The 24,746-nt window shown below is 53.3% G+C and carries 20 protein-coding genes; 5 read left to right on the top strand and 15 right to left on the bottom strand.

Annotated features, from left to right (window positions below; all coding sequences use genetic code 11):
• Position 1 precedes the first annotated feature (1 nt).
• The 5 genes from C1N69_RS04310 to C1N69_RS04290 are packed head-to-tail and all read right to left on the bottom strand — an operon-like array spanning position 2 to position 5,287.
• Positions 2-943, bottom strand: coding sequence for an ABC transporter permease (locus tag C1N69_RS04310; RefSeq protein WP_045285101.1), 942 nt, complete (start codon positions 941-943; stop codon positions 2-4).
• An 18-nt stretch (positions 944-961) separates the two neighbouring features.
• Entirely contained in the window at positions 962-2,476 is a 1,515-nt protein-coding gene (locus C1N69_RS04305; protein WP_179958051.1) for an ABC transporter substrate-binding protein, read from the bottom strand.
• Between the two features lie 2 nt (positions 2,477-2,478).
• Positions 2,479-3,561 carry an ABC transporter ATP-binding protein gene (locus C1N69_RS04300; protein WP_155030737.1) on the bottom strand — a complete coding sequence of 361 codons (1,083 nt, stop codon included), beginning with the start codon at positions 3,559-3,561 and terminating at the stop codon, positions 2,479-2,481.
• Complete coding sequence (locus C1N69_RS04295) at positions 3,558-4,571, bottom strand: ABC transporter ATP-binding protein (RefSeq protein ID WP_095452304.1); 1,014 nt, start codon at positions 4,569-4,571, stop codon at positions 3,558-3,560. The genes C1N69_RS04300 and C1N69_RS04295 overlap by 4 nt, the downstream gene beginning before the upstream one ends.
• A complete protein-coding gene (locus tag C1N69_RS04290) occupies positions 4,568-5,287 on the bottom strand; it encodes a FadR/GntR family transcriptional regulator (protein ID WP_095452305.1) in 720 nt (239 codons plus the stop codon). Before C1N69_RS04290 ends, C1N69_RS04295 begins: the two co-directional genes overlap by 4 nt.
• Positions 5,288-6,085: 798 nt before the next feature.
• Between C1N69_RS04290 and C1N69_RS04285 the strand changes: the two genes are divergently transcribed.
• The 5 genes from C1N69_RS04285 (at position 6,086) to C1N69_RS04265 (ending at position 13,051) form a co-directional block, all read left to right on the top strand.
• Positions 6,086-6,748, top strand: a complete 663-nt coding sequence (locus tag C1N69_RS04285; RefSeq protein ID WP_155030736.1) for a helix-turn-helix transcriptional regulator — start codon at positions 6,086-6,088, stop codon at positions 6,746-6,748.
• A 155-nt stretch (positions 6,749-6,903) separates the two neighbouring features.
• Positions 6,904-7,539 (top strand): hypothetical protein, encoded by a 636-nt coding sequence (locus C1N69_RS04280; RefSeq protein ID WP_155030735.1) that lies wholly within the window; start codon positions 6,904-6,906, stop codon positions 7,537-7,539.
• Positions 7,540-7,801: 262 nt separating this feature from the next.
• Positions 7,802-10,051: a type I secretion system permease/ATPase gene (locus C1N69_RS04275; RefSeq protein ID WP_095452307.1), complete on the top strand. Its 2,250-nt coding sequence runs from the start codon at positions 7,802-7,804 to the stop codon at positions 10,049-10,051.
• Positions 10,048-11,325: an HlyD family type I secretion periplasmic adaptor subunit gene (locus C1N69_RS04270; protein ID WP_370513386.1), complete on the top strand. Its 1,278-nt coding sequence runs from the start codon at positions 10,048-10,050 to the stop codon at positions 11,323-11,325. Before C1N69_RS04275 ends, C1N69_RS04270 begins: the two co-directional genes overlap by 4 nt.
• A 4-nt stretch (positions 11,326-11,329) precedes the next feature.
• Positions 11,330-13,051, top strand: a complete 1,722-nt coding sequence (locus C1N69_RS04265) for a TolC family protein (RefSeq protein WP_155030734.1) — start codon at positions 11,330-11,332, stop codon at positions 13,049-13,051.
• Between the two features lie 74 nt (positions 13,052-13,125).
• On the opposite strand, the gene C1N69_RS04260 is transcribed toward C1N69_RS04265, so the two are convergent.
• From C1N69_RS04260 to C1N69_RS04215, 10 genes are read right to left on the bottom strand one after another with little or no spacing between them, the layout of a single operon-like run.
• Positions 13,126-14,127, bottom strand: a complete 1,002-nt coding sequence (locus tag C1N69_RS04260) for a hypothetical protein (protein WP_104556769.1) — start codon at positions 14,125-14,127, stop codon at positions 13,126-13,128.
• A 10-nt stretch (positions 14,128-14,137) separates the two neighbouring features.
• The gene (locus C1N69_RS04255) at positions 14,138-15,070 is read right to left on the bottom strand and encodes an ACP S-malonyltransferase (protein ID WP_155030733.1); all 933 of its coding nucleotides are present in this window, start codon (positions 15,068-15,070) and stop codon (positions 14,138-14,140) included.
• A gap of 10 nt (positions 15,071-15,080) precedes the next feature.
• The gene (locus C1N69_RS04250) at positions 15,081-16,469 is read right to left on the bottom strand and encodes a hypothetical protein (RefSeq protein ID WP_155030732.1); all 1,389 of its coding nucleotides are present in this window, start codon (positions 16,467-16,469) and stop codon (positions 15,081-15,083) included.
• A complete protein-coding gene (locus C1N69_RS04245; protein WP_155030731.1) occupies positions 16,466-17,254 on the bottom strand; it encodes an outer membrane lipoprotein-sorting protein in 789 nt (262 codons plus the stop codon). Before C1N69_RS04245 ends, C1N69_RS04250 begins: the two co-directional genes overlap by 4 nt.
• A 9-nt stretch (positions 17,255-17,263) precedes the next feature.
• Entirely contained in the window at positions 17,264-18,574 is a 1,311-nt protein-coding gene (locus C1N69_RS04240) for an ABC transporter permease (protein WP_094919489.1), read from the bottom strand.
• Entirely contained in the window at positions 18,575-19,222 is a 648-nt protein-coding gene (locus tag C1N69_RS04235; protein ID WP_155030730.1) for a hypothetical protein, read from the bottom strand.
• The gene (locus C1N69_RS04230; RefSeq protein ID WP_155030729.1) at positions 19,206-19,913 is read right to left on the bottom strand and encodes an ABC transporter ATP-binding protein; all 708 of its coding nucleotides are present in this window, start codon (positions 19,911-19,913) and stop codon (positions 19,206-19,208) included. Before C1N69_RS04230 ends, C1N69_RS04235 begins: the two co-directional genes overlap by 17 nt.
• 9 nt (positions 19,914-19,922) lie before the next feature.
• A complete protein-coding gene (locus C1N69_RS04225) occupies positions 19,923-20,873 on the bottom strand; it encodes an ATP-binding protein (RefSeq protein WP_155030728.1) in 951 nt (316 codons plus the stop codon).
• 18 nt (positions 20,874-20,891) lie between these two features.
• Entirely contained in the window at positions 20,892-22,109 is a 1,218-nt protein-coding gene (locus C1N69_RS04220; RefSeq protein WP_155030727.1) for a beta-ketoacyl synthase, read from the bottom strand.
• A 4-nt stretch (positions 22,110-22,113) separates the two neighbouring features.
• Entirely contained in the window at positions 22,114-24,672 is a 2,559-nt protein-coding gene (locus tag C1N69_RS04215; protein ID WP_104556790.1) for a beta-ketoacyl-[acyl-carrier-protein] synthase family protein, read from the bottom strand.
• Positions 24,673-24,746: the final 74 nt, after the last annotated feature.

Here is a 24,746-nt window from a genome sequence, read left to right as displayed (position 1 = left end):
GTTAACCTCGCATTTTCGGGTTGATAAGGACGTAGAGCACGTCGGCCAGCAGGTTCAGCAGCAGGAAGCCGATCGCCACGATCAGCACCACGCCCTGCACCACCGCGTAGTCACGGTTAAACACCGAGTCGACGATCATCTTGCCGAAGCCCGGAATGGTGAAGACCTGCTCGGTCAGTACCGCGCCGCCCAGCAGCTCGCCGAACAGCAGCGTGGTGAGCGTGATCACCGGCACCAGCGCGTTGCGAAACGCGTGCTTTAAGATCACCGCTTTCGGCAATAGCCCTTTTGCCCGCGCGGTGCGGATGTAATCCGCTTTCAGGACCGCAATCATCGACGCGCGCGTATGGCGCATCAGCGTCGCCGCCAGACCGGTTCCAAGCACGGCTGCCGGCAGCAGCAACGTACGCAGGTTCTGGATCGGATCTTCACTGAACGGCACGTAGCCGGAGGCGGGCAGCCACTGCAGGTTCACCGAGAAGACCAGAATCAGCAGGATCCCCAGCCAGAAGTGCGGTATTGAGATCCCGGAGATCGCCACAAAGTTCGCCCCGTGATCGACCCAGCTGTTTTTGTACACTGCGGCGAGGATCCCCATGCTGATGCCGAACACCAGCGCAACAATCATCGCCAGCAGCGACAGCTCCAGCGTGACCGGCAGCTTGCTGGCAATTAACTGCGTCACCGGTTCGTGGGTGCGCAAGGAGACACCCAGATCCCCCTGCAGAGCGCGCGTCAGCCAGTGGAAATACTGCACCGGGATCGGGGCATCGAGATTCAGCTCCGCACGCAGCTGGGCGATGACCGCCGGATCGCGCTCCTCCCCGGCCATGGCGATCAGCGGGTCGCCGGGCAGCAGTTTTTGCAGCCCGAAGACCATCATGCTCACCAGCAACAGCGTCGGGATGGCCAGCAGCAGACGTTTGCAAATCAGTTCCAGCATGGGCTCTCCTCAGGACGTTTATTTCGCCAGCGTTAAGCCAGCCAGACGCACGATGCCGTCCGGGTAAGGTTTAAAGCCCTGCACTTTCTTGTTCAGGCCAAAAATGCGCGGCTCGAAGTAGAGCCAGGCAATCGGCATGTCGGTTTGCAATTGCTTCACTACCTTGTCGTATAGCGGCTGACGAACGGCTTTGTCGTTGCTGAGACGCGCCTGGGTCAGCCACTCATCGACCTGGGCGTTGCTGTAGCGACCGTCGTTCAGGGTGCCTTTGCTGTGAATAAACCCGTAGATGCTGCCGTCCGGATCCGGGCGACCCGACCAGCCGGAGAAGCTCAGCTGATAATCACCGCTCTGCTGGCGATCCAGCAGCGTGGCGAATTCGGTCATCTGCAGATTCAGGTTAAAGCCCGCCTCGGCGACCATCGCCTGCAGCACCTGACCGACCTGCTGCGAGGTTGGGTTGTTCGGCACCAGCAGGTTGACGGTCAGCGGCGTGGTGACGCCTGCCGCTTTCAGCAGCGCTTTGGCTTTGTCGACATCGCGCGGTGGCACCGGCAGATTGACGTGATACGGGCTCACCGTCGAAAACGGCTGGTTGGCTGGCGTATACAGCCCTTCAAAGACCACCTGGTTTAGCGCATCGCGGTCGATGGCCTGAGAAAACGCCTCACGCACGCGGGCGTCCCTGAACGGATCGTTCGCCGGTACCTTGCCGTTATTGATGTTGAAGGTAATGCCCTGATAGCCCAGACCAGTCACTTTTGCCAGCGCCAGCTTGCTGTCGGATTCGACGGTTTTGACGTCGCTGGCGGCAATCCCTTCGGTCAGGTCGAGATCGCCCGCGCGCAGGTTCGCCAGGCGCACGGAGGCATCCGGGATCGGCAGATAGATAATTTTGTCGAAGTGGTAGGCGTCTTTGTTCCAGTAATTGTCGAAACGCGTCAGAACGATGCGGTCCTGGGACACGCGGCTGTCGAATTTATACGGGCCGGAACAGACGGGATGGGCGGCAAAATCCGGCTTTTTCGCCGCGTCTGGGGCCATCATCGCACCCGCGCGGTCGGTGAGCTGCATCAGCAGCGCGGCGTCCGGCGTTTTCAGGTGCAGGGCAATCTGCATCGGGCCTGTGACCTCAACGGACTCCACGGAGGAAATCTCGCTTTTACGCAGGGAGCCTTTTAAGGTCAGGGCGCGGTCGAGGTTGTATTTTGCGGCGGCCGCATCGAATTTCTCACCGTCGTGGAAGGTGACGCCCTCGCGCAAATTCAGGGTCAGGGTTTTGCCGTCGTCGCTCCAGGCCCAGTCTTTCGCCAGACCAGGCACGACCTTCAGATTTTCATCCACGTCCACCAGCCTGTCGCACAGGGAGGCAAACACGAAGCGGCCATAGTAGGTGCGCGCCAGATGCGGGTCGAGCATGTCCGGGTCAGCACCCAGCCCCACACGCAGCACGCTTTCAGAATGGGCGGGCAGCGCCGCGCCAAGCAACATAACACTTCCCAGTACGGTCAAAAGAGAATTACGCATTGTCATTATCATGAGTTCCTTGAAGGAAGGGAGGAGTGAGTGGCCGCGTGTTCAAACAGCGCGCGGCGGCGCAGAAAAACAGCGGATGGCGGTGCAATCTGGATAACACTGCGATCGCGATTAATCTCCTGCCAGCGATGACAGGCCACCTGACGTCCACCGTCCAGGAACTGGTTAATGGGTTCAACCTGGCGGCATTCGTCAGTGACGTACGGGCAACGCGTATGGAAGCGACAGCCGGTCGGCGGGTTGGCCGGGTTCGGCAAATCTCCCTGCAACAGCGGGGCGTCACGTTCCGCGCCGGGCTGCATCTGCGGCGCCGAGGCGATCAGCGCCTGGGTATAAGGGTGCAGCGGTGCGTCAAAAATCTCATCGACGGTGGCAAGCTCGACAATTTGCCCGAGGTACATGACCGCCACGCGATCGCTCATATGGCGGATAACCGCCAGACCGTGGGCGACGATCACCATCGTTAGCCCCAGCTGGTGCTTCAGGCTTTCCAGCAAATTCACCACCTGGGCCTGCACGGATACATCCAGCGCGGAGACAGGTTCATCACCCAGCAGCAGTTTGGGTCCCGACGCCAGCGCGCGCGCAATGCCAATGCGCTGACGCTGCCCGCCAGAAAACTCGTGCGGATAACGTCCGGCCCAGGCGGCAGGCAGGCCAACGGTCTTCAGCAGTTCAGCTACGCGGTACTGGCGGTCCGCTTTTTTCATGTTCTGGTGCAGCCACAGCGGCTCGCCAACGATCTGCTCCACCGTCATGCGCGGGTTGAGCGAGGCAAAGGGATCCTGAAAGATAATTTGCAGCTCGCGCCGGAGCTGGTTGAGGCGCGCGCCCGAGGCATGCGTGATCTCCTCCCCCTGGTAAAACACGCGCCCTTCGCTGGCGGCCAGCAGACGCAGCAGCAGACGACCGAGGGTGGATTTCCCGGACCCCGACTCCCCGACAATCGCCAGCGTTTCGCCCGGCATCACGGCCAGCGACACGCGGTCGACCGCCGTCACAAACCGGGCCGGGGTAAAGAGTTTTTTAGGGCCGGGGAACAGCTTGCTGAGATCGCAGGCTTCAAGGATCGGCGTGGTCATGCGGTCTCTCCCAGGGCAATGTGGTGTTCAAGCGGTACGCGGAAGCAAGCGACCTGATGGCCGCCCCCCTGCGCAGTGAGCGGTGGTTTTTCAGCATGGCAGCGCGCCTGCGCAAACGGACAACGGGTGGCAAAACGGCAGCCCTTCGGCATGAATTCCGCCAGCGGCACCGATCCGGGAATGGTGGAAAGCGGGCCCTTACGTGCGCCCAGAGAGGGAATCGACCCCATCAGGCCGATGGTGTACGGGTGCTGCGGGTCGGCAAAGATGGCCTCCACGCTTCCCTGCTCCACCACCTGCCCGGCATACATCACCGCCACCTGCTGGGCGACCTCTGCCACCACGCCTAAATCGTGAGTGATCATCAGCACCGCCGTGCCGGTCTCTTCTTTGAGGGTGTTCAGCAAGGCGAGAATTTGCGCCTGGATGGTGACGTCGAGGGCGGTGGTCGGTTCATCGGCAATCAGCAGTTTCGGGTGGTTAATCAGCGCCATCGCAATCATCACGCGCTGGCGCATGCCACCGGAAAGCTGGTGGGGGTACGCCTTCAGCCTCATCTCTGCGGCCGGGATCTGCACCTTCTCCAGGATCTGCAGCGCGACCTTCATCGCCTCTGTTCGCGAGACGCTCTGATGGCGCATGACCGCTTCGCTTAGCTGATCCCCCAGCGTAAATGCCGGATTAAGCGAGGTCATTGGCTCCTGGAAAATCATCGCCAGCTCGCTTCCGCGCAGGTCGGCATATTCCCGCGGTGTAAGCTTGCGCAGATCGTGACGGCGAAAATGCATCTCCCCGCTGACGATCCGGGCGCTGGCGGGCAACAGGCCCATCAGCGCTAATGAGGTGATACTTTTCCCGCAGCCTGACTCCCCCACCAGCGCCAGGGTTTCGCCCGCTTTAACCGTCAGTGAAATATCTTCCAGCACGCTCACCGGCGAGCCGGCGAACCTGACATTCAGATTGCGTACGCGCAGAACAGGCGTGGGATCGTTAAATGGGATCGTCGTCATAGCGTGAAGTCGTCCTCAAGGTGGATCGCATGGATCAGGGCGGTTTGCAGGCTGAGCAGGTGTTCGCGCATGGCGGCCGCGGCCTCATTTGGCTGGCGATGGATAATCGCAGCCATGATCTTGTGATGGTGGTCGTTATAATTGTCGACGCGTTCGGGCGTGCGGGCTAATTCGCGCAGGTGCTGCCAGCCCGGTTCACGTCTGACGGCATCAATGGCATCAAACAGGCCGAGCATCAGGCGGTTACCCGCGGCCTCCGCAATGGCGCGGTGAAAGGCGCTGTCCCACAGTTCGTTGAGATCGCGGTCATCCGGGCTGACCTTATCAATGCGTTCCAGCATGCGCTGCATTAGCGCGAGGTTTTCCCTGGTGGCACGCAGTGCCGCAAGCCGGGCTAAGCCGGGTTCGAGCTGCAGGCGAGCTTCCATCACTTCGAGAAGGTTGGTTTGCTGAACCAATCCCTGAAGGGCCAGCGGTTCGACAGGGGCAGAAGGACCGATAAAGGTGCCTTTGCCCTGCTTACGCCAGATGCGCCCCTCTTCTTCCAGCACATCCAGCGCACGACGCACTTCACGGCGTCCTACGCCGAGCGTCTCCGACAGCTCACGTTCCGTGGGCAGCGGAGTGCCTGGTGTTGACTCATGCTGGTTGATTAGCCCACGCAGTTGCTCAAGCGCGGTGCTGGAATTTGCCAGAAACCGTGACGGTTTTTCCATATTGGTTCGCTCGCTTTCATCATTTTTTTATTTTTATTAACGATAAGTTATTGATATGACGTGCTACTTACCGTGCTAATGATTAAGCAATAAACGAACCAATTGTGCATTGGTTCAAATATTTTACGTGATAAAAAGAGCAACCTGCTCATTATTAAAGAGATCTCAGGCACATCAGACACGCGTGGGGCGTTATGCCAGAGCGCATTTTGCACGCCATTTGCACAATAAAAGTGCAAATAACGCACCAAAAACGATCAATTGTTAAATCAATGCACCAATATTGTTTACACTTTGTTAACCTGAGATTATGTTACCGGCTATTTTCTCAGGGAACCCGGCGAATAACATTCAGGATAATGACGGCGAAACGATCGGATATTATCCAATAACATGTCATAAAAATAAGAAAATGACTTTCCTGGAAAGCGCTTTTTGCTATTTCATGCGTCAACCTTGATTACTTTAGTTAATAAACTAAAGTCATTTTTAACCCATATTTATCGATTTCCACCCCGCTATTCTGATAATTAAAAAAGGCCATTAAAAGTTAACTAAAATACAACAATTACAACATTTTAAAACACAGTAAACAAATCTCACTCTCATTTAAGAAATTCACTAACTTATTGTTTTTATGGAATTTAAATCTTAATAAGAACTCTACACCCTCACTTCAGACTATTTAATTAAGAATAATGCCTGGTACATCATATGATTATTCCTAAAGAACGACGGCGTCGGTAAGACCCTCTTCAATGTTATTATCGTAAGACATCATTGCGTGTGAGGTATAATATGTACAGTGCCACTAACAACCCAATTTATTTATCTCATACTGACGGACAACCGGTTTGTCATGCTCCAGCCATGCATTGTTATGGCTGTGAAAAGAAATGCCGCTTTAATACCCTGGAACGTGGCCAAAGCCATGATTGTAACGGACTGGAATATGCTATCTGGCCTGATAATAATACTTTTTTAGTTGAGGGTATCCGCCACCATTTTGGTGAGATAAGCGACAAATACGTTTCGCAGCCGGTGGTGATCATCGACTTCAGCCACAAAAACATTAATTATTTTTTATCCGATAACTGGTTAGATCAGTTCAAAAACATGAGACTAATTCTGGTCACCGATAAAAAGATGACGGCAATTGCGCATTACTGGTTTTATAACGACACGTTAGAAACCACCATCAGCTCCGTTATCTTTTATGACGATACCGCAGAAGAAGTCGCGGCGAAACTGAAGAAAACATTCCTGGCGAAAACGATTAAGCCGACAGGTAACAGACCCAAACTGAGTCAGAATGAATACAACCTGTTTTCATTCCTCTTTAATGGCTGGTCACCAAAGAAAATCGCCTACAGGAACGGCACCAGTGTGAAAAACACTTACGCCATGAAGAACAGGATTGAACGCAAACTGGGCGTGTCTATCACGCGTCTTGCAAGCTAGCGTAAACACCGCGAATACGCTCTGTCGATAATTCCTGGACGAACAGAGCGTAATCTTACTGTGACGCGTATTTTTCCGTAATGCAAGAATAATCTGATTATTGATATATTACTTAATATTTACATATATTATATGGACGCATAGCGTTTTATCACATGGATATAATTACTATTAAACCTATTAATCACGACAACAACACTATGCGCTGTTATGGGTGTATTCATAAATGCGCCTATGCTTCCATTCGTACCGCAAAGCATGATGAATGCTGCGGAACAGAATTTTATATCTGGCCTGAAAATAACGCATTTCTGATAGAAGGAGTTTTACAGTATTTCACTGAAATTAATACAAAAATAATTTCGCAACCCATTGTCGTGATAGACTTCAATTACAAAAACATCAATTACTTCTTATCAAACAATTGGTTAGCTCAGTTCAAAAACACGCGTTTAATTCTGATCGCTGATAAAAAAATGGCGGCTATTGCGCACTACTGGTTCTACAACGACACGACAGATACGATCATCAGCACGGTCATTTTTCATGATGATATGTCCGAAGACATTAAAATGAAGGTCAGCCAGTCATTTATGGGTAAAATTATACGTCCGTCAGAAAAACGAGCCAAACTGAGTGCGAATGAATATGCATTATTTGCTGAATTGTATAAAGGGCAATTACCTAAAAAGATCGCCATGAAAAATGCCACGAATGTCAAAAACATTTACGCGATGAAAATAAGGATAGAAACAAAGCTGGGCGTCCCCATTTCACGGCTCACCAGTTAACCCATCACGCGTATAAAAAAGAATGGTGAAACAGCAGCATAACAAATTGTACGTAGAGTATTCTTAAAGGGACAGTTACTTTTCTTTATTGTGTATCAGAGGGGTAACCCCCTACACTAAGCTATTACCAGAGCTTGTATTTTCAGCATAATCCATCCGCGTCACCCGCTGTATTTACGGATGCCCCCGGTCTTTTTTAAATACACTATTCTTTACTTTTTAAATCTAAGTGAGGAACGCAACTACAGGTCTGAATTCGAAAATGAACACACATTTCTCCACGGTAAAAATTAATTCAGAGCACGCTCTTAATGATATTGACGCCCCTGAAAAAGATTCTCTTCTGTGGGGTGTTGAATGGCTTTGTAGACATCATGCGAAGTATGCCAGCAAAGAGGTGCTGTACGCTGGCCTGCCAAAAAGCGACAAGCTCGAGCCTGAAATGGCGCTGCGTATGCTTGAGCAGATGGGCATATCCGCAGGATGGGTAAAGCGCGATCTAAATTCCCTTTCCTCCTGGCTGTTCCCTTTGCTTATTGCCCGCAAGGACGGGACATACTGCATGCTTACCGCGCGCAATGGAAAGCGCGGGCAATACACTTACCAGATAGTGGTGCCTGAAAACGAAGGGACGCTGGTGCTTGATGAGGCGGAACTCCATGCGGGTTATGGCGGTTACGCCCTTGTCACGACGCCAAAACCTACGCTTGATGCACGCGCCGAAGACCAGCTGTTACCGAAAGCCCAGGATGAAGGTCACTGGCTCTATTCGACGCTGTGGCGCTACCGGCATTATTTCTACAGCGCGGCGCTGGCGGCATTGCTGGCAAATATTCTTACGCTGGCCGGCACCTTCTTCACCATGAACGTGTATGACCGCGTGATCCCCACCCAGGCATACGTCACCCTCTGGTCGCTGGCCATTGGCGTGGTCATTGCGATTATCTTTGAATTTGCCAGCCGACAAATCCGCGCATATTTGATCGACATCGCCGGTAAAAAAGCCGATCTGATCCTCGGAGCAAAGCTGTTTCGCCAGGTGATGTCGATGCGCATGGAGTACAAGCCGCAATCCTCCGGAACCTTCGCTAACCAGTTGCGCGACTTTGAGGCCGTGCGCGACTTTATTACCTCTGCGACCCTCGCCACGCTGTCTGATCTGCCGTTCTGTCTGCTGTTTATGTTCATCATCTACATGATTGGCGGCCCACTGGCCGTTGTACCGCTGGTCGCGATGCCGCTCATTTTGATTGTCAGCGTCATTATCCAGTGGCCGCTGGGTCGCTATATGGAAGAAAACGTCCGGGAAATTTCGCTTAAGCAGGGTCTGCTTATTGAGAGCATCGAAGGGCTTGAGGCGTTAAAAGCCGCCCAGGGTGAAGGGGTCATGCAAAAGCGCTGGGATGACTTCAGCGCACTGGCGGCAGCGTCCTCCATGAAAACCCGCTATCTCTCAATGCTAACCACCAACTTTGTCTCGTTTGTGCAGCAAATTACCACCGTCTGCATCGTGGTGCTTGGCGTCTATTTAATCCACGCCGGGGAACTGACGATGGGGGCCATGATTGGGGTGGTGATCTTGTCCAGCCGTTCTCTTGCGCCCCTGGCTTCTGTGGTCGGGCTGGCGTTGCGTTATCAGCACGCCAAAACCGCGCTGAAATCCCTGAACCAGCTGATGGAAACGCCGACCGAGCGCGACGCGCTCATCAATTATCTGCCGACCCCCAATTTCACCGGCAGCCTGCGTCTGAAAAAGGTGGGGTTCACCTACCCGGTACCGGGAATGATGGTGGCGCCACGCATTCTGGACAACATCAATATCAACATCGAAGCCGGGGAGCAGGTGGCCATTCTGGGCAAAATCGGCAGCGGTAAGTCTACCCTGCTGCGCGTCATGGCTCGCCTGTACCAGCAGAGCAGCGGACAGCTTTTCATTGATGGTGTGGATGCAACCCAGGTAGATCCTGCGGACTGGCGCGCCGCGGTGGGCTACGTCGGGCAGGACTGCCGTCTGTTTTACGGCACCCTGCGCCATAACATCGTCATAGGTAACCCGGGCGTGAGCACGGAAGAATTTCTGCGGGTGGTGCGTCTGACCGGGCTTGATCACGTGGCGGCCCGACATCCGTTGGGTTTTGACATGCCTATCGGCGAAATGGGCAATTGCCTTTCCGGTGGCCAAAAACAGCTTGTCGCCCTCGCCCGTTGCCTGTTGCTGCGGCCAAAGATTTTGCTGATGGATGAACCTACCAGCTCCATGGATGCGATGACGGAAACCCTGTTCCTTCGCCGGTTAAAAGAGGCGACGCAGGGACAAACGCTGGTCATTGTGACTCACCGCATGTCGGTGCTGAGCCTGGTGGAGCGTCTGATTGTCATGGAAGACGGGCATGTCGTTAAAGACGGACCAAAAGATCAGGTGATGGCCAGCCTGAATGAGAATGTACTGAAGAAAAAACAAGCAATGCATTCAGTCGAAGAGAAGCAACAGAAACAAGGTGTGAATGGATGATGAACGAGGACGCTACGCAGAAGAGAGCCGGCACCGGGCTGGCATTACCCCCCACACAGCCAACGGGGAAAGTGAAAGCAGACGATCTGAAATTCATGCACGACCTGCAGGGAGCCCTGATCGCGCAGAAAACCCCTTTCAGCATGATCATGCTCTACACCATCACGCTGGTGGTGGTGGTGGCGCTGGTGTGGGCGCATTTCGCCCGGGTTGAGGAGATTACCCGTGGCGACGGGAAAGTGATCCCCGCCAGCCGTGAGCAGCTGATTCAGAGCCTGGAAGGCGGCATTCTCGAAGAGCTGAATGTGCAGGAAGGCGACATTGTCGAGAAAGGACAGGTTCTGCTGAAAATTGACCCGACTCGCGCCGGGGCCAGCTATGGCGAATCCTTGTCGAAAGTGCAGGGGCTGAAAGGCAGCATCGCCCGCCTCAGGGCGGAAGCCTACGACACGCCACTGACCTTCCCGCCGGATATCGCCGGGATTGAGTCTATCGTGCGTGATGAGACCCAGGCCTATAACGCACGCCTGAAAACCCTGAATGAGAGCGTAGAGGCTTTAAAACGGAGCCTGTCGCTGGCACAAAACGAAGTCAGTTTGTCAGAGCCGCTGGCGCGCAGAGGGCTGATGTCGGATGTCGAAATCCTGCGCCTTAAGCGCCAGGCAAACGAATTTAGCCTGCAGATCGCCGAGCGAACTAACCGCTTTCGTTCCGATGCCAACAGCGAGCTGAACCGTCTGGAATCTGAACTGGCGCAGGCGGAAGAGATTCTGCGCGGGCGCCAGGACGTGATGAACCGTACCACCGTGGTGGCTCCCGTGCGCGGCACCGTTAACAACATTCGGGTGACCACGCGCGGCGGCGTCATTCAACAGGGGGCGGAGATCATGACCATCATTCCGCTGGAAGATAACCTGCTGGTTGAAGCCAAAATCAAACCCTCTGATGTGGCCTTTATCCATCCCGGTCTGCCCGCCACGGTGAAAATTACCGCCTACGACTATGCCATCTATGGCGGATTAAACGGTGTCGTCGAACACCTCAGTTCAGACACGTTGATCGATGAAGAGAAAGCCCGCCAGGGGCGTGGGGATTCCACCTATTACCGGGTGTTCGTCCGCACCGACCGGGCCGCGTTACAGGTAAAAGACAAGTCGTTCCCGATCATACCGGGAATGGTGGCAAACGTAGAAATCAGAACGGGGGAGAAGACCATTTTGTCTTACATCCTCAAACCGATACTGAAAGCGCGCGAAGCCTTCAGGGAGAGATAATTTTATGGTTAAGGCACGTAAAGAGCGTCGTTGGGCAAGGGTTGCAACCGCAGTTGCCCTCTGCTTGCCCTGCTCTTCTTTTGTCATTCCGCTCCACGCGGCTGACATTGCGCAGGCTAAAAGCAGCCTGGCGTCATTGCCGCCAATGCGCACCCAGTCACAGCTCAACCGGGAACCGCAGCCTGTGCCGAGGACAACGTCGCAGGGTACGACATCGCAGACATCATTACCCGCTATGCGTACCCAGTCACAATACGCCAGCACGCAAAAAGCGGTACCGGTGCCATCCACTGCTCGCCCTGCGCGTTACGCTTCTGCAACGCCAGACCGGGAGTTTACCCCTGCCTCGCCAACGCCAGCGGCAAGCCGGGCAGCGCTGAAGAAAAACGCAGACTTCTTCCCGCCCGTCACCGAGTACTACAAACCGGACCCGGCGTATGCCGGGGTGCGTCAGGAGGGAGATGCGCGGCACGCCATCAGCGGCAGGTCGCAGAGCTACCTTGCCGGCAGTCAGGATTCGCTTGTCTTTCTGCGGAGCATGGTGGCCAGAGCGCTGGCGTATAGCCCTGAATTGCGGGCGGCCTCTGCTGAGGTGCTGGCGTCTGACTACATGGTCGATCAGGTAAAAGGTCAACGCATGCCACAGGTACGTCTGGGCGTGACCTCGCCGCTGTCGACCGTGGGCGGCGATCGTCAGTCGTCCTCCAACAATAGCCATATCAGCGACTCCAGCGGCACGGTCTCCGTCAATACACCGATTATTGACTGGGGAAGGATCAGCAACCAGGTGGACAACTCTCTGGAAACGGCAAAAGCAGCCCGTTATTCAAAAGAGTATTCCCGCGAACAGCTGGCCTATAACACCGTGTCTGAACTGATGAATATGGGGCGCTACCAGCGCAGTAAGGTCGTGGCGAAACAGTATGTCGGCCGCATGAAAGAGCTGGTCACCATGCTGTCGCAAATTACTCAGGCGGACCGCGGAAGAGAGAGTGAACTGGTACAGGCAAAAGCAAAACTGATGTCGGCCCAGGCGAGTCTCGATAACATTGAGCATCAGCTGAGCGCCAGCAAAATCAAACTGGTGCGCCTGCTGGGGATCGAGCCTGAATTACCGGAAGGCATAAGCTGGCACGACACGGTCATTCCGGCCTCAGTGGCCCTCTCCGCGCTGGATAAAAATCCGATGATGCTGAACCTGCAGTCCAAAGTACGGGCGGCAGAGTATGAGGCAGAAAGCATTAAATCCTCGGCTCTGCCACAGGTGAACTGGGTGATCTCCAAAAGCACTGCTAAAGACAGCAACGGTAACGAGGCCGGGTGGTATACCGGTTTAAACGTCGAGTGGGAAGCGTTTAGCGGCGGCTCTCAGCGTGCCGCCGAGATGTCGGCGCGCGCGAAAGCCAATATGGCGCAGCAGCAATATGAAGTGAGTTACAAAGATCTGGAGTATCAGATCAACTATCAGATCCAGGTCCGTGACTCCTCCTTCCTGCGCGCCGATGATTACGATCGTCTGTCAGGTGAAACGGATCGGGTTCGCCGCATGTTCTACGAACAGTGGTACCACCTTGGCAAACGCACTTTGCTCGACGTGCTGACGGCAGAAAACGATCATTTCAATAATCAGCTTTCTGCCATTAACAACCGCTACGACGGCTATATTTCCAATATTAACGTCATTGCCAGCGCTTCCATGCTGCTGTCATGGATGAAAATGAGCTAAGCGAAACGGGCGTAGTAAAAAGCCAGACCGTCAGCAATGACGGTCTGGCTTTTTTTATCCCGGCAATAAGGTCACTACCAGAGCGAGTTCTCTCTGCTGATCTCCGCCCAGCGCAGATACATATCGCTCGACATCATAAAGTCGGTATGCCATTTCCACCAGGTATGCAGCGTGTAGTACACCAGACACGGCAGATAACAGAGCAGGAAATAGACCTCAAACCAGACCTGCCATCCCGAAAGCGTAAGCAGCACACCGATAACAGCCGACCAGAGACATTCAACCCCCACCAGCATCGCCAGCCTTAACCACAGGGGTTTCTCAGACAGCGTCCGCCACGGGATTGACGGGGAGAAATAGAGGTCAATCTCGTTAAGGAACAGATGGCCAAGAAAAACATAGCGTCGGGTAAAGCGTAAGAACAGTAGGTTGATTGCCAGCACCACCACGCAGAGCACCACCATGGTAATGATGGCGGTTAAGGTGAAGTAGCGTCCATAGAGGTCAAACTGCTCGCTGTTACGTAACGGGCTTATCGTCAGGAGATTCAACACCACGCTCATGATGACAGCGACGGCCACATACTGTGAAAGCCGTGTGTACTTGACTTTGTCTCTGGCTGATTCAATGACCTGCAACGTATAGATATAGCGCAGTGCGGCAAACATTCCCCAGATAAGCAGCGGCGCAACGAGGGCCAGAATCAGCAACACAATCCCCGGCTGAGCCAGCGCAAGGAGGAGCGCGATGATACCTGCAAACATCAGGGTAGCGATGACCAACACAACCAACGGTTCAAAAATGAACGCCTTTATCTTCGGGCTTTTTTTGCCGATAAAAAACGATAAATCAATATTCTTGATGGCACATTTATAGGCCCAGAAGGCCTTAAGATCGGCAATAAAGCTGTACAGGATCAGCGCGAAAATACCGCTCGCTACCCAGGCATCTTGCCGGGAAAAAGAGAAACCGGCATTTTTCCAGTAAAAAGCCAGCAGGATAAACGTCACGATATAGATAAAAAGAACGTTCCTTTTATCCTGAAAACGGATGAAGGTTAAATAATCAGGAATCATAGCTCGGCCATCACATCTCTAAAGCTTTTCTGCAGTGCAGGACACGTTCGGAAGAGAAACCGGCAAAATCATTCAGCATCTGTCCCAGATATGGCTTGTTGCTCATCTCCAGGAACAGCGGTTGTTCTGGATGATGGATGAACCTGGCCATGGAATCAGCCCATTTCACCGTATGCGTCAGATGCAGGGAGAGGTTTTCTTTGATGATGTCCGGTGCCGTTTCTATTCTGGCTGTCACGTTCATCAGCACGTCATAAGCCGGCGAGGTGAAAGGCTGTCCCGCCAGGAAATCCCGCATCAGCGGCACGCCCTCAGCCATTAAACGGGTATGCCAGGCTCCGCTAACGCCGAGCTTGATGGGTTCATAGCCTTCGTCCGCCAGCACTTTCGCAAAATCACTCAGCGCAGACGGCGTTCCGCCAATCACCTGCTGACGCGGTGTGTTGTCGCAGCTGATATCCAGCGCGATCCCGCTGCGGGTGATGATGTCACTCAGGGTGGCAAAATTGGCCCCCTTCAGCGCCAGCATCGCGCCTTTATGTTTTTTACTCACCGCATCCATGGTGCTGGCACGAAAATGCAGCGTCCGGAACAGGGTCTCAAGCGAAATTGCGCCTGCCGCGTACAGCGCACTGTATTCGCCAACGCTATGGCCGCAGGCGCCCACGACGCGGAGCGCCGGGAAGCGCTCGCGGCAGAGGCTGTACAGCGATACGTTGATCGCCGTAACGGCCAGCTGTTGTACCGTGGTCTGGATCAGCCTGTTCATCGGCCCTTTGAGGCAGAGTCGGCGCAAATCGAGACCCGACACATCGCTGGCACAATCCCAGATCTGTTTCGTCGTAGCATTCAGATCCCACAGATCGCTGCCCATACCAATCACCGGGTTTCCCTGGCCGGAAAACAGCAGCACCACAGGCTGCGATGGATTATCACGCATCATAGTCATTTCCTTATAAGTAATACTTAAAGCCAACATAGCCACCGGCGACATCACCGAAGAAGGCAAACTCAGAATTTGCGCTACCCAGCGCGGAATAGACGCCGGTATACGCTTCCAGCTGGTCATCGATAAAGGTCAGCGGTGCGCTGATGTGGAGTCCCGCCATGGTGCTTTTATCCATCAGGTTGAGGATAAAATAGGGTTGCAATGCAATCTGATGGGTGAACTGCACGCTGGACCAGGCGTTAAGATAGTGTTTCCCCTGCAGCATGCCTTTATTGCCCGTATTGCTTATCTCGGAAGCCATCAGGTACTTATAGGAATCAAATGCCCTGTCGAGCGGCGCATAGCCTGTCGGGGTATTTAAGAAGGTCATCAGCTCACGCTGTTTGCGCCATTCCGAGCGGGAATACCCTTCGCTCTGGTAATAATATTCCAGGCCGAAAACGTTAAATTCATCAGAGGTATATTGCCCGCCAACGGCCAGCTCAACGCCATTTTTGTCCCCGGCGTCATACAGCGACGAAGGAAAGGCATAGTTCTGGACTTCGGCACTTTTCTCCTCAGAGAGATGACGCCAGCGCTGCTCCCGGTGCCAGGCCATCTCGGCGTTCAGGGTTAGCTGTGGGGTGTAGTGATAGCTGTCAGAAACAGCAATCGACTGCGACTCACCCAGCAGGATGCGCATTCCCGGCGTATGGTTACGGAAGGCATGTGAGGTATAGCTCAACAGCCAGGCCTCGCTGCTGTTGCCACGCTGGTTCGCGGACCAGTTGCCGGAGGTCAGGTAGTCTTTACCGATCGTCGCCAGCTTCGGAATCACGGTCAGTGAGAGCGACTCGTCCCGGTTATCCATTGACAGCGTCGCGGCCCAGGACGAGGACTGATACGCCGTGCGAAGCGCGGGATCGTAAAGCCGCGTCGGTTTGAACCCGGCGTAGTAATGCGGGGTCAGATCGGACGGTGAACGCAGGAAAAAGAGCCCTGGCTTCGCCTGAAGTTTTCCCACTTCAAGCTGCACGCTGTCTGACACGGCGTAAACCAGTCTCAGACGTTCAATCAGCAGTTGAGAGCGGCTGTCGTCCTCTTCAAATGCCCCCAGCTTACGCGGGGAGTACCAGGTCAGCCCGTAGAGGGATAAGTCCAGTTCCAGCGCATTATCAACAACGGCGCACCGGCTGGTGAGATTCACACCGGCGTCATTGTAGATATTGTGTCTGGTATACGGGTTTCGGCCAGCAATTCGCCAGTCTGAGATTTGCTTTTTGACCAGCGACACCTGCTCATACAGCGTGACCGTGCTGTTTTTAGCCACGTCGGAGCCGGACAGGCAGTCCGCCAGTACGCTCACCGGCAGAGCGGAGAGTGCCAGGGTTAACCCCATGAGTGTGCGTTTCAATTGACACCTCGCTGAATAGACTCGCGAGTAAAGTGGGATTCCGGCAAGAATTCCAGGCGAACATCGCTGTACTCCATCACGGAATAGCTTTTACCGTGACGGGCCTCCTGGACGATAATTTTCATCGGACGCATCTTCCCTAATACCATTTGAAAATCCTGATACAACACGTCTTTAATCAATTGATTATCCAGAGAGTAATACGACGCTTTAAAAGGACGGTTCTCCCCCTCTTTTTCGACGTAATAGATAACTTTTGGCCAGGTGACATCATCCGTTTTGCGCACTAACGCCAGCTTATAGCACTGTGTTTCGCCGCACGGCTCTTCACCCAGCAGGGTGGCGTGGTAGGCATACTCAAAATTGGTCACAATGACGTCGCCATTGGAAATTTGTCCCACCAGACGCTGCTGGCGCGAAACGGGAACCGGGCGACGAAGTTCCGGGGTGTAGAACCAAAGATCGTACCAGTCAGAGAGCAGCACTTTGCCCTTGTCGCGCGGGGGATAAATAAACCGTGCCAGCGAACGGGCGTCGGCTTTCATTTCCCCTTCGGGTTTCATAAAGCGCATGGAAATATCCAGCACCTGCTTATTGTCAGGTTGAGACGCTCCCGACTTATATTCATAAATGGTCAGGGTGTAGCGAAAAGGTTTATTCGGGGAACGCACCTCATCGGCACGGCGAATAATCTCTGAGGCTTTGTTATCCACCGGGGCTGAAAACGCCCCTGCGGAAAACAGGCCCAGACAAAAGAGCAGTTTTATGATGACAACGCGTTTCATATCGCTTCCTTACGAAAATTTAAAAGCATCTGAAATATTCAGCCGTGACGCACGTAATGCGGGCAGCACAGAGGCACCGGTGGCGGCCAGGATCGGTAATACCAGGGTTATCCAGGTAAGCGCGACGCTGTCGGTTTTAATAAATGCCGTATAGCCCAGCGTTTGTCCCGGTGACGGCGGCATCGCAATACCGTAAAGATTGATGGCGGAGGCAATGGCATAACCTGTCGCCAGACTGCCAACGGCGCCGATAATGCCAATAAAAATCCCCTCCAGTAAAAACAGCCTTGTAACGTGCAGCGGTTTCAGGCCAATCGCCCTGAGGGTGGTAATTTCCCGGGTACGTTCAATAATGTTCATGGTCATCGAATTGCCGATCATAAAGATTACGATCAACCCGACGATGAGCTTAATGAAGAAATAGATCCCGGATAATAAGCCTTCCACTTGCTGATAAAAGATCGACGTCTCTTTCCAGTCTTTTACCATCAGCGGTAAATGATGCTTCGTAATAAACTGGCGCAGTTTGGCGCTGAACAGGGCGGTATCTTCGTCCTTCAGCAGTATTAACACCTTGCTGACGCTGTTGGTCCCCATGATGCGCTGCGCGGTATCAAGCGGGATTTTCATTGCCACATCATCGTAATCCTTAATACCGGACTCAAAGATGCCGCGAAGCTTCATCGATAACGCGCCCTGCCCGCCCTCAGTATTCACCACCAGCACATCCAGCCAGTCGTCATAGCGGGCATTAAGCGTTTTCGCCAGCCCACTGCCCAGCGTGATTTCGTCCGTACGCACCCGGGACAGGTCGCTGCCGGAAATTAATTTATCAAACGATCCCAGCTTTAAGGCAGGCAGAGGCTCCACACCCAGTGCGGAAAAATAACTGGACGTTTCGCTTTCATACTGCGAAATCACCCCGGTAAATTCCAGCTGACCGGATAGCGTCGAAATATGCGGTGCGAGATCGCGATCGTTGAGAATCGCTTTTTTCAGGGCTGCATAATCTGCAATCAGGCTTTTATTCTTATTCGACGTCTGGAAATAATTTTCATTATAAATTTGCACATGCCCAATATTGGTTCGAATCGTTTGCTCTTTCAAAATCCAGAAAGAGTAATCGATAAACCCGCCATACAGAAAAATCGACACACCACCGAGCATAATCGCGGCAATGGTGGAATACGATCGTCTCTTGTGGCGAAAGAGGTTTAAAAAAGCAAACTTCACGTCCCGCGAGCGGAATAATACGCACCAGAGGACAAAAATCAGAATCAGGACAACAACACTATTCGCTAACACCATAACCCCGGACATTTAGTTCCCTTTCACCAGCGGTAACAAGACCTCTGTCACTTCGTTGATATCCCACTCTGGCGCATCGCCAGAAGCCAGCGGTAATGCTGAATTGGCGTTACGCAATTCAATGTGTGCCAGTAGCGCTTCTGCCTCAGCGGTACGTTTACAGCTCAGCAGCGCGCGATAGCGCATTTCGTCAATGTGCTTCATCAACCCGGCATTAAATACCTCAGGGCTTTTCGCCATCAGCTCCGTATCTTTTAACGTCACCACACAGCGTCCAATATCCGCTGGCAGGTAAGCGTCGACACGGGCGCGCATGTAGCGCACCAGCAGATTGCCCTCATTAAGATCTACCGCTTCATCAAGGTAGAAAAAGCCCGTTTTGCCGTATTCAGACGCCCGGATCAGGTCATTCGTTTTGAGGGAATGCTCTGCCTGGCGCAGCATGCCGTAGGCATAAAAAACCAGCGACAGCGCGTTATCATGGGCCTTGTATTCGGTAAACAACGCACGGGTGATATCGGCAAGCTTTTCCGCCTGCGCCGGGAAGCCATTTTTTATCACCTGCTCAGCCACGGGGGCCGCTGCGGCTTTAACGCTCCCGGCATAGGCCATGCAGATCAGCAGCCAGCAGAGAATGAAAAAATTACGATTGTGAATCATGAACTAACACTCCGTCCTTAATTTCAACGACACGCCGTGCGCGCTCTTTCAGCTGGCTTGAGTGCGTCGAAATAATGAAAGTGGTACGCGTCTCTTGGTTGATTTTCAGCAGCAGATCCAGGATGGCTTCACCGGTCACCAGATCGAGGTTCCCGGTCGGCTCATCGGCAATCACCACCTGAGGGTCATGCGCCAGCGCACGGGCGATAGCCACGCGCTGCTGCTGTCCACCCGAAAGCTGGCCCGGCTTACGATCGGTATATCCCATCAGCCCGACGCTCTCGATAAAATACAGCGCCCGCTCTTTCGCCTCTTTTTTGCTGGTATGACCGTTTAATACCAGCGGAAAAAAAACGTTATCAAAGACGCTCAATACGGGTATCAAGTTAAAAAACTGAAATATGAATCCCAGATGCTTGCCGCGAATCTCCGATAATTGTTCTTCCGGTAAATTATTGAGTAACTTTCTCAGAAACATCACCGAGCCAAAGCTGGGCTTATCAATACCCGACAGGATATTTAACAGCGTACTTTTGCCGCTGCCGGAAGGGCCGCACAGGGCCAAAAACTCGCCTTTCTCTATTTCAAGGTTAATATTTTTCAGTGCATCGACTTTGCCTTCGCCCGAGCCATAACTCTTATAGATATTGTTCAGCGATAGCATTGGGAGTTCTTTAATTATTCCGCTCATGGGTTGCCGTTATTCCTTGCACGAGTCAATGTCGAAATAGCTGTAACCGAACTGCCTGTCAGGAACGACAGTTCTTAATTTTCCTGCGAAATGCGGCGCCTGCTGGATATACGCAAAGCTTAATGCCGGCGTCAGGCAGCCACTGGCACCATAGGTGTCGACCAGATCTAACGTCTTTACCGGCGAAACGGTTGAGCGAGTCAGCATCTCTTTCCGCAGACCAGCAAACGCCACGCGATCCGCAGCGTCCGTGTTCTCAAGGGTATCTGCCAGCACGTATTGCCCGCCGTTTACCCTGATCGCACTTTCCTGCTGACTAAAAATGAAACATCCCGCACGCTCGACGGTTAAATTGACATCCTGGGCTTTACCCTTGTGCTTCTCTCTCCACTTGAGCGCAATATCTTCGTCCGAAAAGACCAGCACCGGGATCGCCCGGTAGGCGGCGCAGATCACCACGTAATCAAACACATCCCAGCTCAGGTAATCCTTTGCCAGACTCATGGCCTGAATGAAAGATTGCCTCTCCCCCCGGAGTTTGCAGGTGGGTGAATTCACAGAAAATTTCTTCACCAGGTTTTTGGGCAGCGTATCAATCATTGAGATGTGTAATGCGCTGGAGATATTTTCAAACGGCCCGGATTCGCCCCAGGAATCGACATAAATAAATGCCGTCCGCTGCTTTAACAGCCTCATCCGCTCTTTCGCCGGCAGCGCCATGAGGGCGTTATCTGCCGCTTGCTCCATCGCTTCAAGGTATTTTTGATACTGAGGATTACGGATCATCTCACCGGGATATAACTCCGGCTGCGTACCAAAACGTTTTAAGCCCCAGCCGTTGGCATGGGTTGATTTAAGCGCTTTATTAAATAAATGCGCCTCCCAGGCGTTTAACCAGCTGGGCTGATAGAAATAAAATTTATCTTCCGGCTCAATGAGCGAAAATGAGGATAAATACATGTTACTCTCCATGATCGTTCAACAGCCTGGATGAATATCAGACATCACGGCGCCAATAATTGAGCCATCGACACCTACCCCGACTTTAAGCAGATGATTTTTTTGATGTCCAATAACGCCCTGGTCAATCAGGACATGCTGAGCAACGGCATCAATAATGGTGTCGTTGCCAACGGGTGAAATAAGCTCTCGCTGGGTTAGCGAATGATGCCCAATAATTAAATCGACAATCCCTGAGCCGGTGGCGGTATAGCCAATCTGGCCTTTATAGGCCAGTACCGGGATGGTATTCCCCTCAGTAAACATCTCTATCGCTTTGGCTTCCGCTTTATCACTGACGGATGAGCCATTACCGTGGGGGATAATCGCGCATAATGCCTCCGGGTCGAGTTCAGCTTTTTTCATCGTGGCCTGCATCACTTTTAATATATTGGTGCTAAGCCAGGAACTGTCGTTGCTTCTGCCCGCGCTGATTTGGGTATAGGTTGTTTGTAGCCGCACCCCTCCCTTTGCTTTTCTGGCACGACGGTGACGGCAATTTTCCAGCAGAATCGCACTATAACCTTCAGCGAAAAGCACCCCCTGACTGTTTTCACCAAAGGGCTGAACAAGATGGCTATCCAGCATCGACTGGGTATCCAGAAACCAGATATCCTGGGTTTTTATTTTCGAGCAGTTCACGACTAACACAATATCTACGCCGCCATGCTCAATAGCCTGGCAGCCTAAATGCACCGCCGTCAGGGCTGAATTACTGGTGCAATTCATATTGGGGGGTAAATACTGCAGGTTATATTTACGCGCAAGATGTCCGGCAATACGATCCTGCGACATATTATCGACATGCAACTGCATCAATGACTTTGAAAGATAAATATCCTCAATGTCATTTTTGTTGTAGAAACTTTTATAGGCCATACCATCGACCCGCGGGCCAATACCGGTTAAATAAACCCGAGCATTGCACCCGGCCAGCCATTGTGCATCCAGGTTTGCCTGGCCGAGTGCATCGTCAATCAGACGATAAAGCAGATCTAATGCGCTATCATCCGTATGATCCAGCGTGGCAATATGTTTATTGCCATCGAACCCACATTTAATTGCCTCGTCGTCGGATTTAAACCAGGGTTTTCTTTCAACGCGTTTGCCCAGCTTCAGATTATGAATTAACTGAATACTGTCTTCGGCAAACGGCAGACAGGAACTGAACCCCGAAATGATAGCGGCATTATCCACAATATTATCCTTTAATCACAAACGCGTAGTAGTTGCCGCCTTCCGTCGCGCCCACCAGCAATACGTGCTTCAGGGCAAGTTTCAACGGTTCACGAACGAAGTTAATTCGCTTATCGAAGAACTCAACGGTATGAGGAATAGCGGGAACCGCCTGCTTCTTAATACAGTCAATGATGACGGCCAGGTTAAGCAGTCCGGCAGCAGATGCCACAAAGCCAAAGCAGGCGTTGTAGTTAACAACCGGCACGTCCGGCTTTGTCCGGGCGAAGATTTCGCAAATCGCATCAATTTCAATGCGTGAGCTGTCATCGCTACCGTTGCTGGTACCGCAGACCAGATCGATCTCCTGCGCCGTTACACCGGCATCCGCCAGCGCACGGGCGATGGCCAGCGCCATGGAGGAGGATTTCTCGTCCCGCTGAGAGGCGTCAAAATAGCTGTTGCTACAGGCTTTACCGTAACCGGCCACTTCCGCCAGCACTTCTGCACCCCGCGCGGCGGCACGCTGCGGATCCTCCAGCAGCAACATGCAGGCACCTTCGCCAGGAATGTAGCCCTTCGGATCGTTACCGTAGACCTGATATTCTCCGGCGTCGGAGGTCATATGCAGCTTCTGAGTAACGGCATCCATATAGAGGGACATGGACGGGAAATACTCATCCGCACCGCCCACCAGCACCTGCGGCTGCAGATCCTGACGCACGATTTCGTAGCCGTAGGTGAGTGCGCCTAATGCTGCGTTCTCACCGGTCGCCAGCGTTGTGGTGTAGCCCTTGATGCCTTCCGAAATGCCGCAGAACGTTGGGATAGAGTTCATCAACGATCCCGGGAATTCGGAGGTTCTGACTTTGCGTGGGTCCGGCTTAAGGCTCTGCAGATATTTGTAGGTTGTCTCCTGCGGCCCGCTGGACATCCCCATGACCATGCCAAGCGCGTCGCCATCACGCTTGATTTTACGCTTCGCCTGCTCCAGCGCTTCGGACAGGGCAATCAGCGCGAATGTCCCGCCACGCGTGGCCTTACGAGGGTCAAAGCGGCGCAGATGTTTACGCGGCTCGAGCCCGGTAACCTGGAAGGTTTTAAAGTGTTCATTGGCTTCCGGCAGCGTTTCGGCCAGCGCGCTGAAATCTTCCCCAAACAACGCTTCGAACTGACGGGTGGTTTCAAGCACCTCCAGCAGTTCTTTCGCCTCTTCCAGCGTGTCTTCCGGGAAGGTGACGCCGCCCAACTCAACGGTATGGTGTTGTTGCCATACGTTGTCGAGGATCTCGTTAACGGTGTGGCCAATCGCGGAAACGGCACCCAGACCGGTGATCGCCACACGCTTTTCGTCGTAGGCAGTGACCGGGATCGAACAAGGCTCCATGCTGATAATCATGCTGCAGTTGTTACCGCCGAAGGCATAATTGTTCTTCATGAAGAGGTTGATTTTCTGGTCACGGAAGTCGTTTGGCACGTAATCCAGATCGCAGTTTGGACGCGCGTTCGTGAAGTTTAGCGTCGGCAGAACGCGGTTATCCGGCAGCGTGACCAGGCAGGCGATCAGTTCGACGATGCCCGCCGCACCGATGTTATGACCAAAGTAAGACTTGGTTGAGCTCACCAGCAGTTTTTCATTGTTGGCGAACACCTTTTTCATCGCCAGCGTTTCGATACGATCGTTGGCTTCTGTTCCGGTACCGTGGGCGTTGACGTATTCAATCTGATCCGGGGTGACGCCGGCATTTTCCATCGCCTTATGCATGACCTGCACCGCGCCGCTGGCGCGTGGATCCGGTCCGGTTTCGTGGAACGCATCGCAGGAGGTGGCATAAGAGAGGATTTCACCGTAAATGGTGGCGCCGCGTGCGACCGCATGTTCGTACTCTTCAAGTACGATCGCCCCGGCCCCTTCACCGATGGACATCCCCGAGTTGCCGGAGAACGGCGTGCAGGCCTCCGGATGCATCACGTTCAGGGCATAAAAGCCCGCGAAGGTTGGCAGGTAGATCGGTTCCGTCCCGACGGCCAGCATGGTTTTACTTTTGCCGTTCTGGATATAGTCAAACGCCATACCGACCGCGTTAGGGCTCGCCGTACAGGCGGTCGCGACCAGCTCAACGCCGCCCTGTAAGCCGAGCAGCGTGGAGACGCTGGAACAGCAGGAAGAGAAACCGCCAGAGAACAACGCTTTACGCAGGGAGAAGTCTTCCATGCGTTGCTCAAACAGCGGCAGAAACGCCTCTGTCCCGGCAGACGAGACACCGACAATTAAACCGGTCTCTTTAAGTTGCGCCTTATTCTCAGCCAGCCCCGCCTGTTTCAGCGCATCTTTCCCCACCTTCCAGGCCCAGAGTGCGGCATTATCCAGGGAGGCGATAACGTCATCCGGTAATTCCGAATAATCAATGTCATGCAAGACTTCGGCGGCTCTGGCATTTTCAAACCATTTTGAAAACCGCACGCTGTCCGTGACGCCATTTTTTTTATTCAGTAATGCGTTTCTGAAATCCTGCAGGTTTTCAGCCAGCGAAGAGAGAATACCGATCCCGGTAATGACAACCCGTTTTCTGTTTGTCTTCATAAATATATGTACCGCCATGTACAGGCAATAAACCGCGAAAAGGATCCGTGGTGTTAATATCCCCACGGATTCTT

It is taken from the genome of Enterobacter sichuanensis, assembly GCF_009036245.1.
Classification (GTDB): domain Bacteria; phylum Pseudomonadota; class Gammaproteobacteria; order Enterobacterales; family Enterobacteriaceae; genus Enterobacter; species Enterobacter sichuanensis.
Note: the sequence above shows the minus strand (reverse complement) of the source record. Positions and strands in the feature narration are given on the sequence as shown.

Excerpts from the sequence above, each read along its gene's own strand:
- C1N69_RS04260 (WP_104556769.1), bottom strand. The coding sequence starts at position 14,127 with ATGATTCCTGATTATTTAACCTTCATCCGTTTTCAGGATAAAAGGAAC.
- C1N69_RS04280 (WP_155030735.1), top strand. The coding sequence starts at position 6,904 with ATGGATATAATTACTATTAAACCTATTAATCACGACAACAACACTATG.
- C1N69_RS04275 (WP_095452307.1), top strand. The coding sequence starts at position 7,802 with ATGAACACACATTTCTCCACGGTAAAAATTAATTCAGAGCACGCTCTT.
- C1N69_RS04215 (WP_104556790.1), bottom strand. The coding sequence starts at position 24,672 with ATGAAGACAAACAGAAAACGGGTTGTCATTACCGGGATCGGTATTCTC.
- C1N69_RS04245 (WP_155030731.1), bottom strand. The coding sequence starts at position 17,254 with ATGAAACGCGTTGTCATCATAAAACTGCTCTTTTGTCTGGGCCTGTTT.
- C1N69_RS04305 (WP_179958051.1), bottom strand. The coding sequence starts at position 2,476 with ATGACAATGCGTAATTCTCTTTTGACCGTACTGGGAAGTGTTATGTTG.
- C1N69_RS04270 (WP_370513386.1), top strand. The coding sequence starts at position 10,048 with ATGATGAACGAGGACGCTACGCAGAAGAGAGCCGGCACCGGGCTGGCA.
- C1N69_RS04240 (WP_094919489.1), bottom strand. The coding sequence starts at position 18,574 with ATGTCCGGGGTTATGGTGTTAGCGAATAGTGTTGTTGTCCTGATTCTG.
- C1N69_RS04310 (WP_045285101.1), bottom strand. The coding sequence starts at position 943 with ATGCTGGAACTGATTTGCAAACGTCTGCTGCTGGCCATCCCGACGCTG.
- C1N69_RS04230 (WP_155030729.1), bottom strand. The coding sequence starts at position 19,913 with ATGAGCGGAATAATTAAAGAACTCCCAATGCTATCGCTGAACAATATC.
- C1N69_RS04285 (WP_155030736.1), top strand. The coding sequence starts at position 6,086 with ATGTACAGTGCCACTAACAACCCAATTTATTTATCTCATACTGACGGA.
- C1N69_RS04235 (WP_155030730.1), bottom strand. The coding sequence starts at position 19,222 with ATGATTCACAATCGTAATTTTTTCATTCTCTGCTGGCTGCTGATCTGC.
- C1N69_RS04265 (WP_155030734.1), top strand. The coding sequence starts at position 11,330 with ATGGTTAAGGCACGTAAAGAGCGTCGTTGGGCAAGGGTTGCAACCGCA.
- C1N69_RS04295 (WP_095452304.1), bottom strand. The coding sequence starts at position 4,571 with ATGACGACGATCCCATTTAACGATCCCACGCCTGTTCTGCGCGTACGC.
- C1N69_RS04255 (WP_155030733.1), bottom strand. The coding sequence starts at position 15,070 with ATGATGCGTGATAATCCATCGCAGCCTGTGGTGCTGCTGTTTTCCGGC.
- C1N69_RS04300 (WP_155030737.1), bottom strand. The coding sequence starts at position 3,561 with ATGACCACGCCGATCCTTGAAGCCTGCGATCTCAGCAAGCTGTTCCCC.
- C1N69_RS04225 (WP_155030728.1), bottom strand. The coding sequence starts at position 20,873 with ATGTATTTATCCTCATTTTCGCTCATTGAGCCGGAAGATAAATTTTAT.
- C1N69_RS04290 (WP_095452305.1), bottom strand. The coding sequence starts at position 5,287 with ATGGAAAAACCGTCACGGTTTCTGGCAAATTCCAGCACCGCGCTTGAG.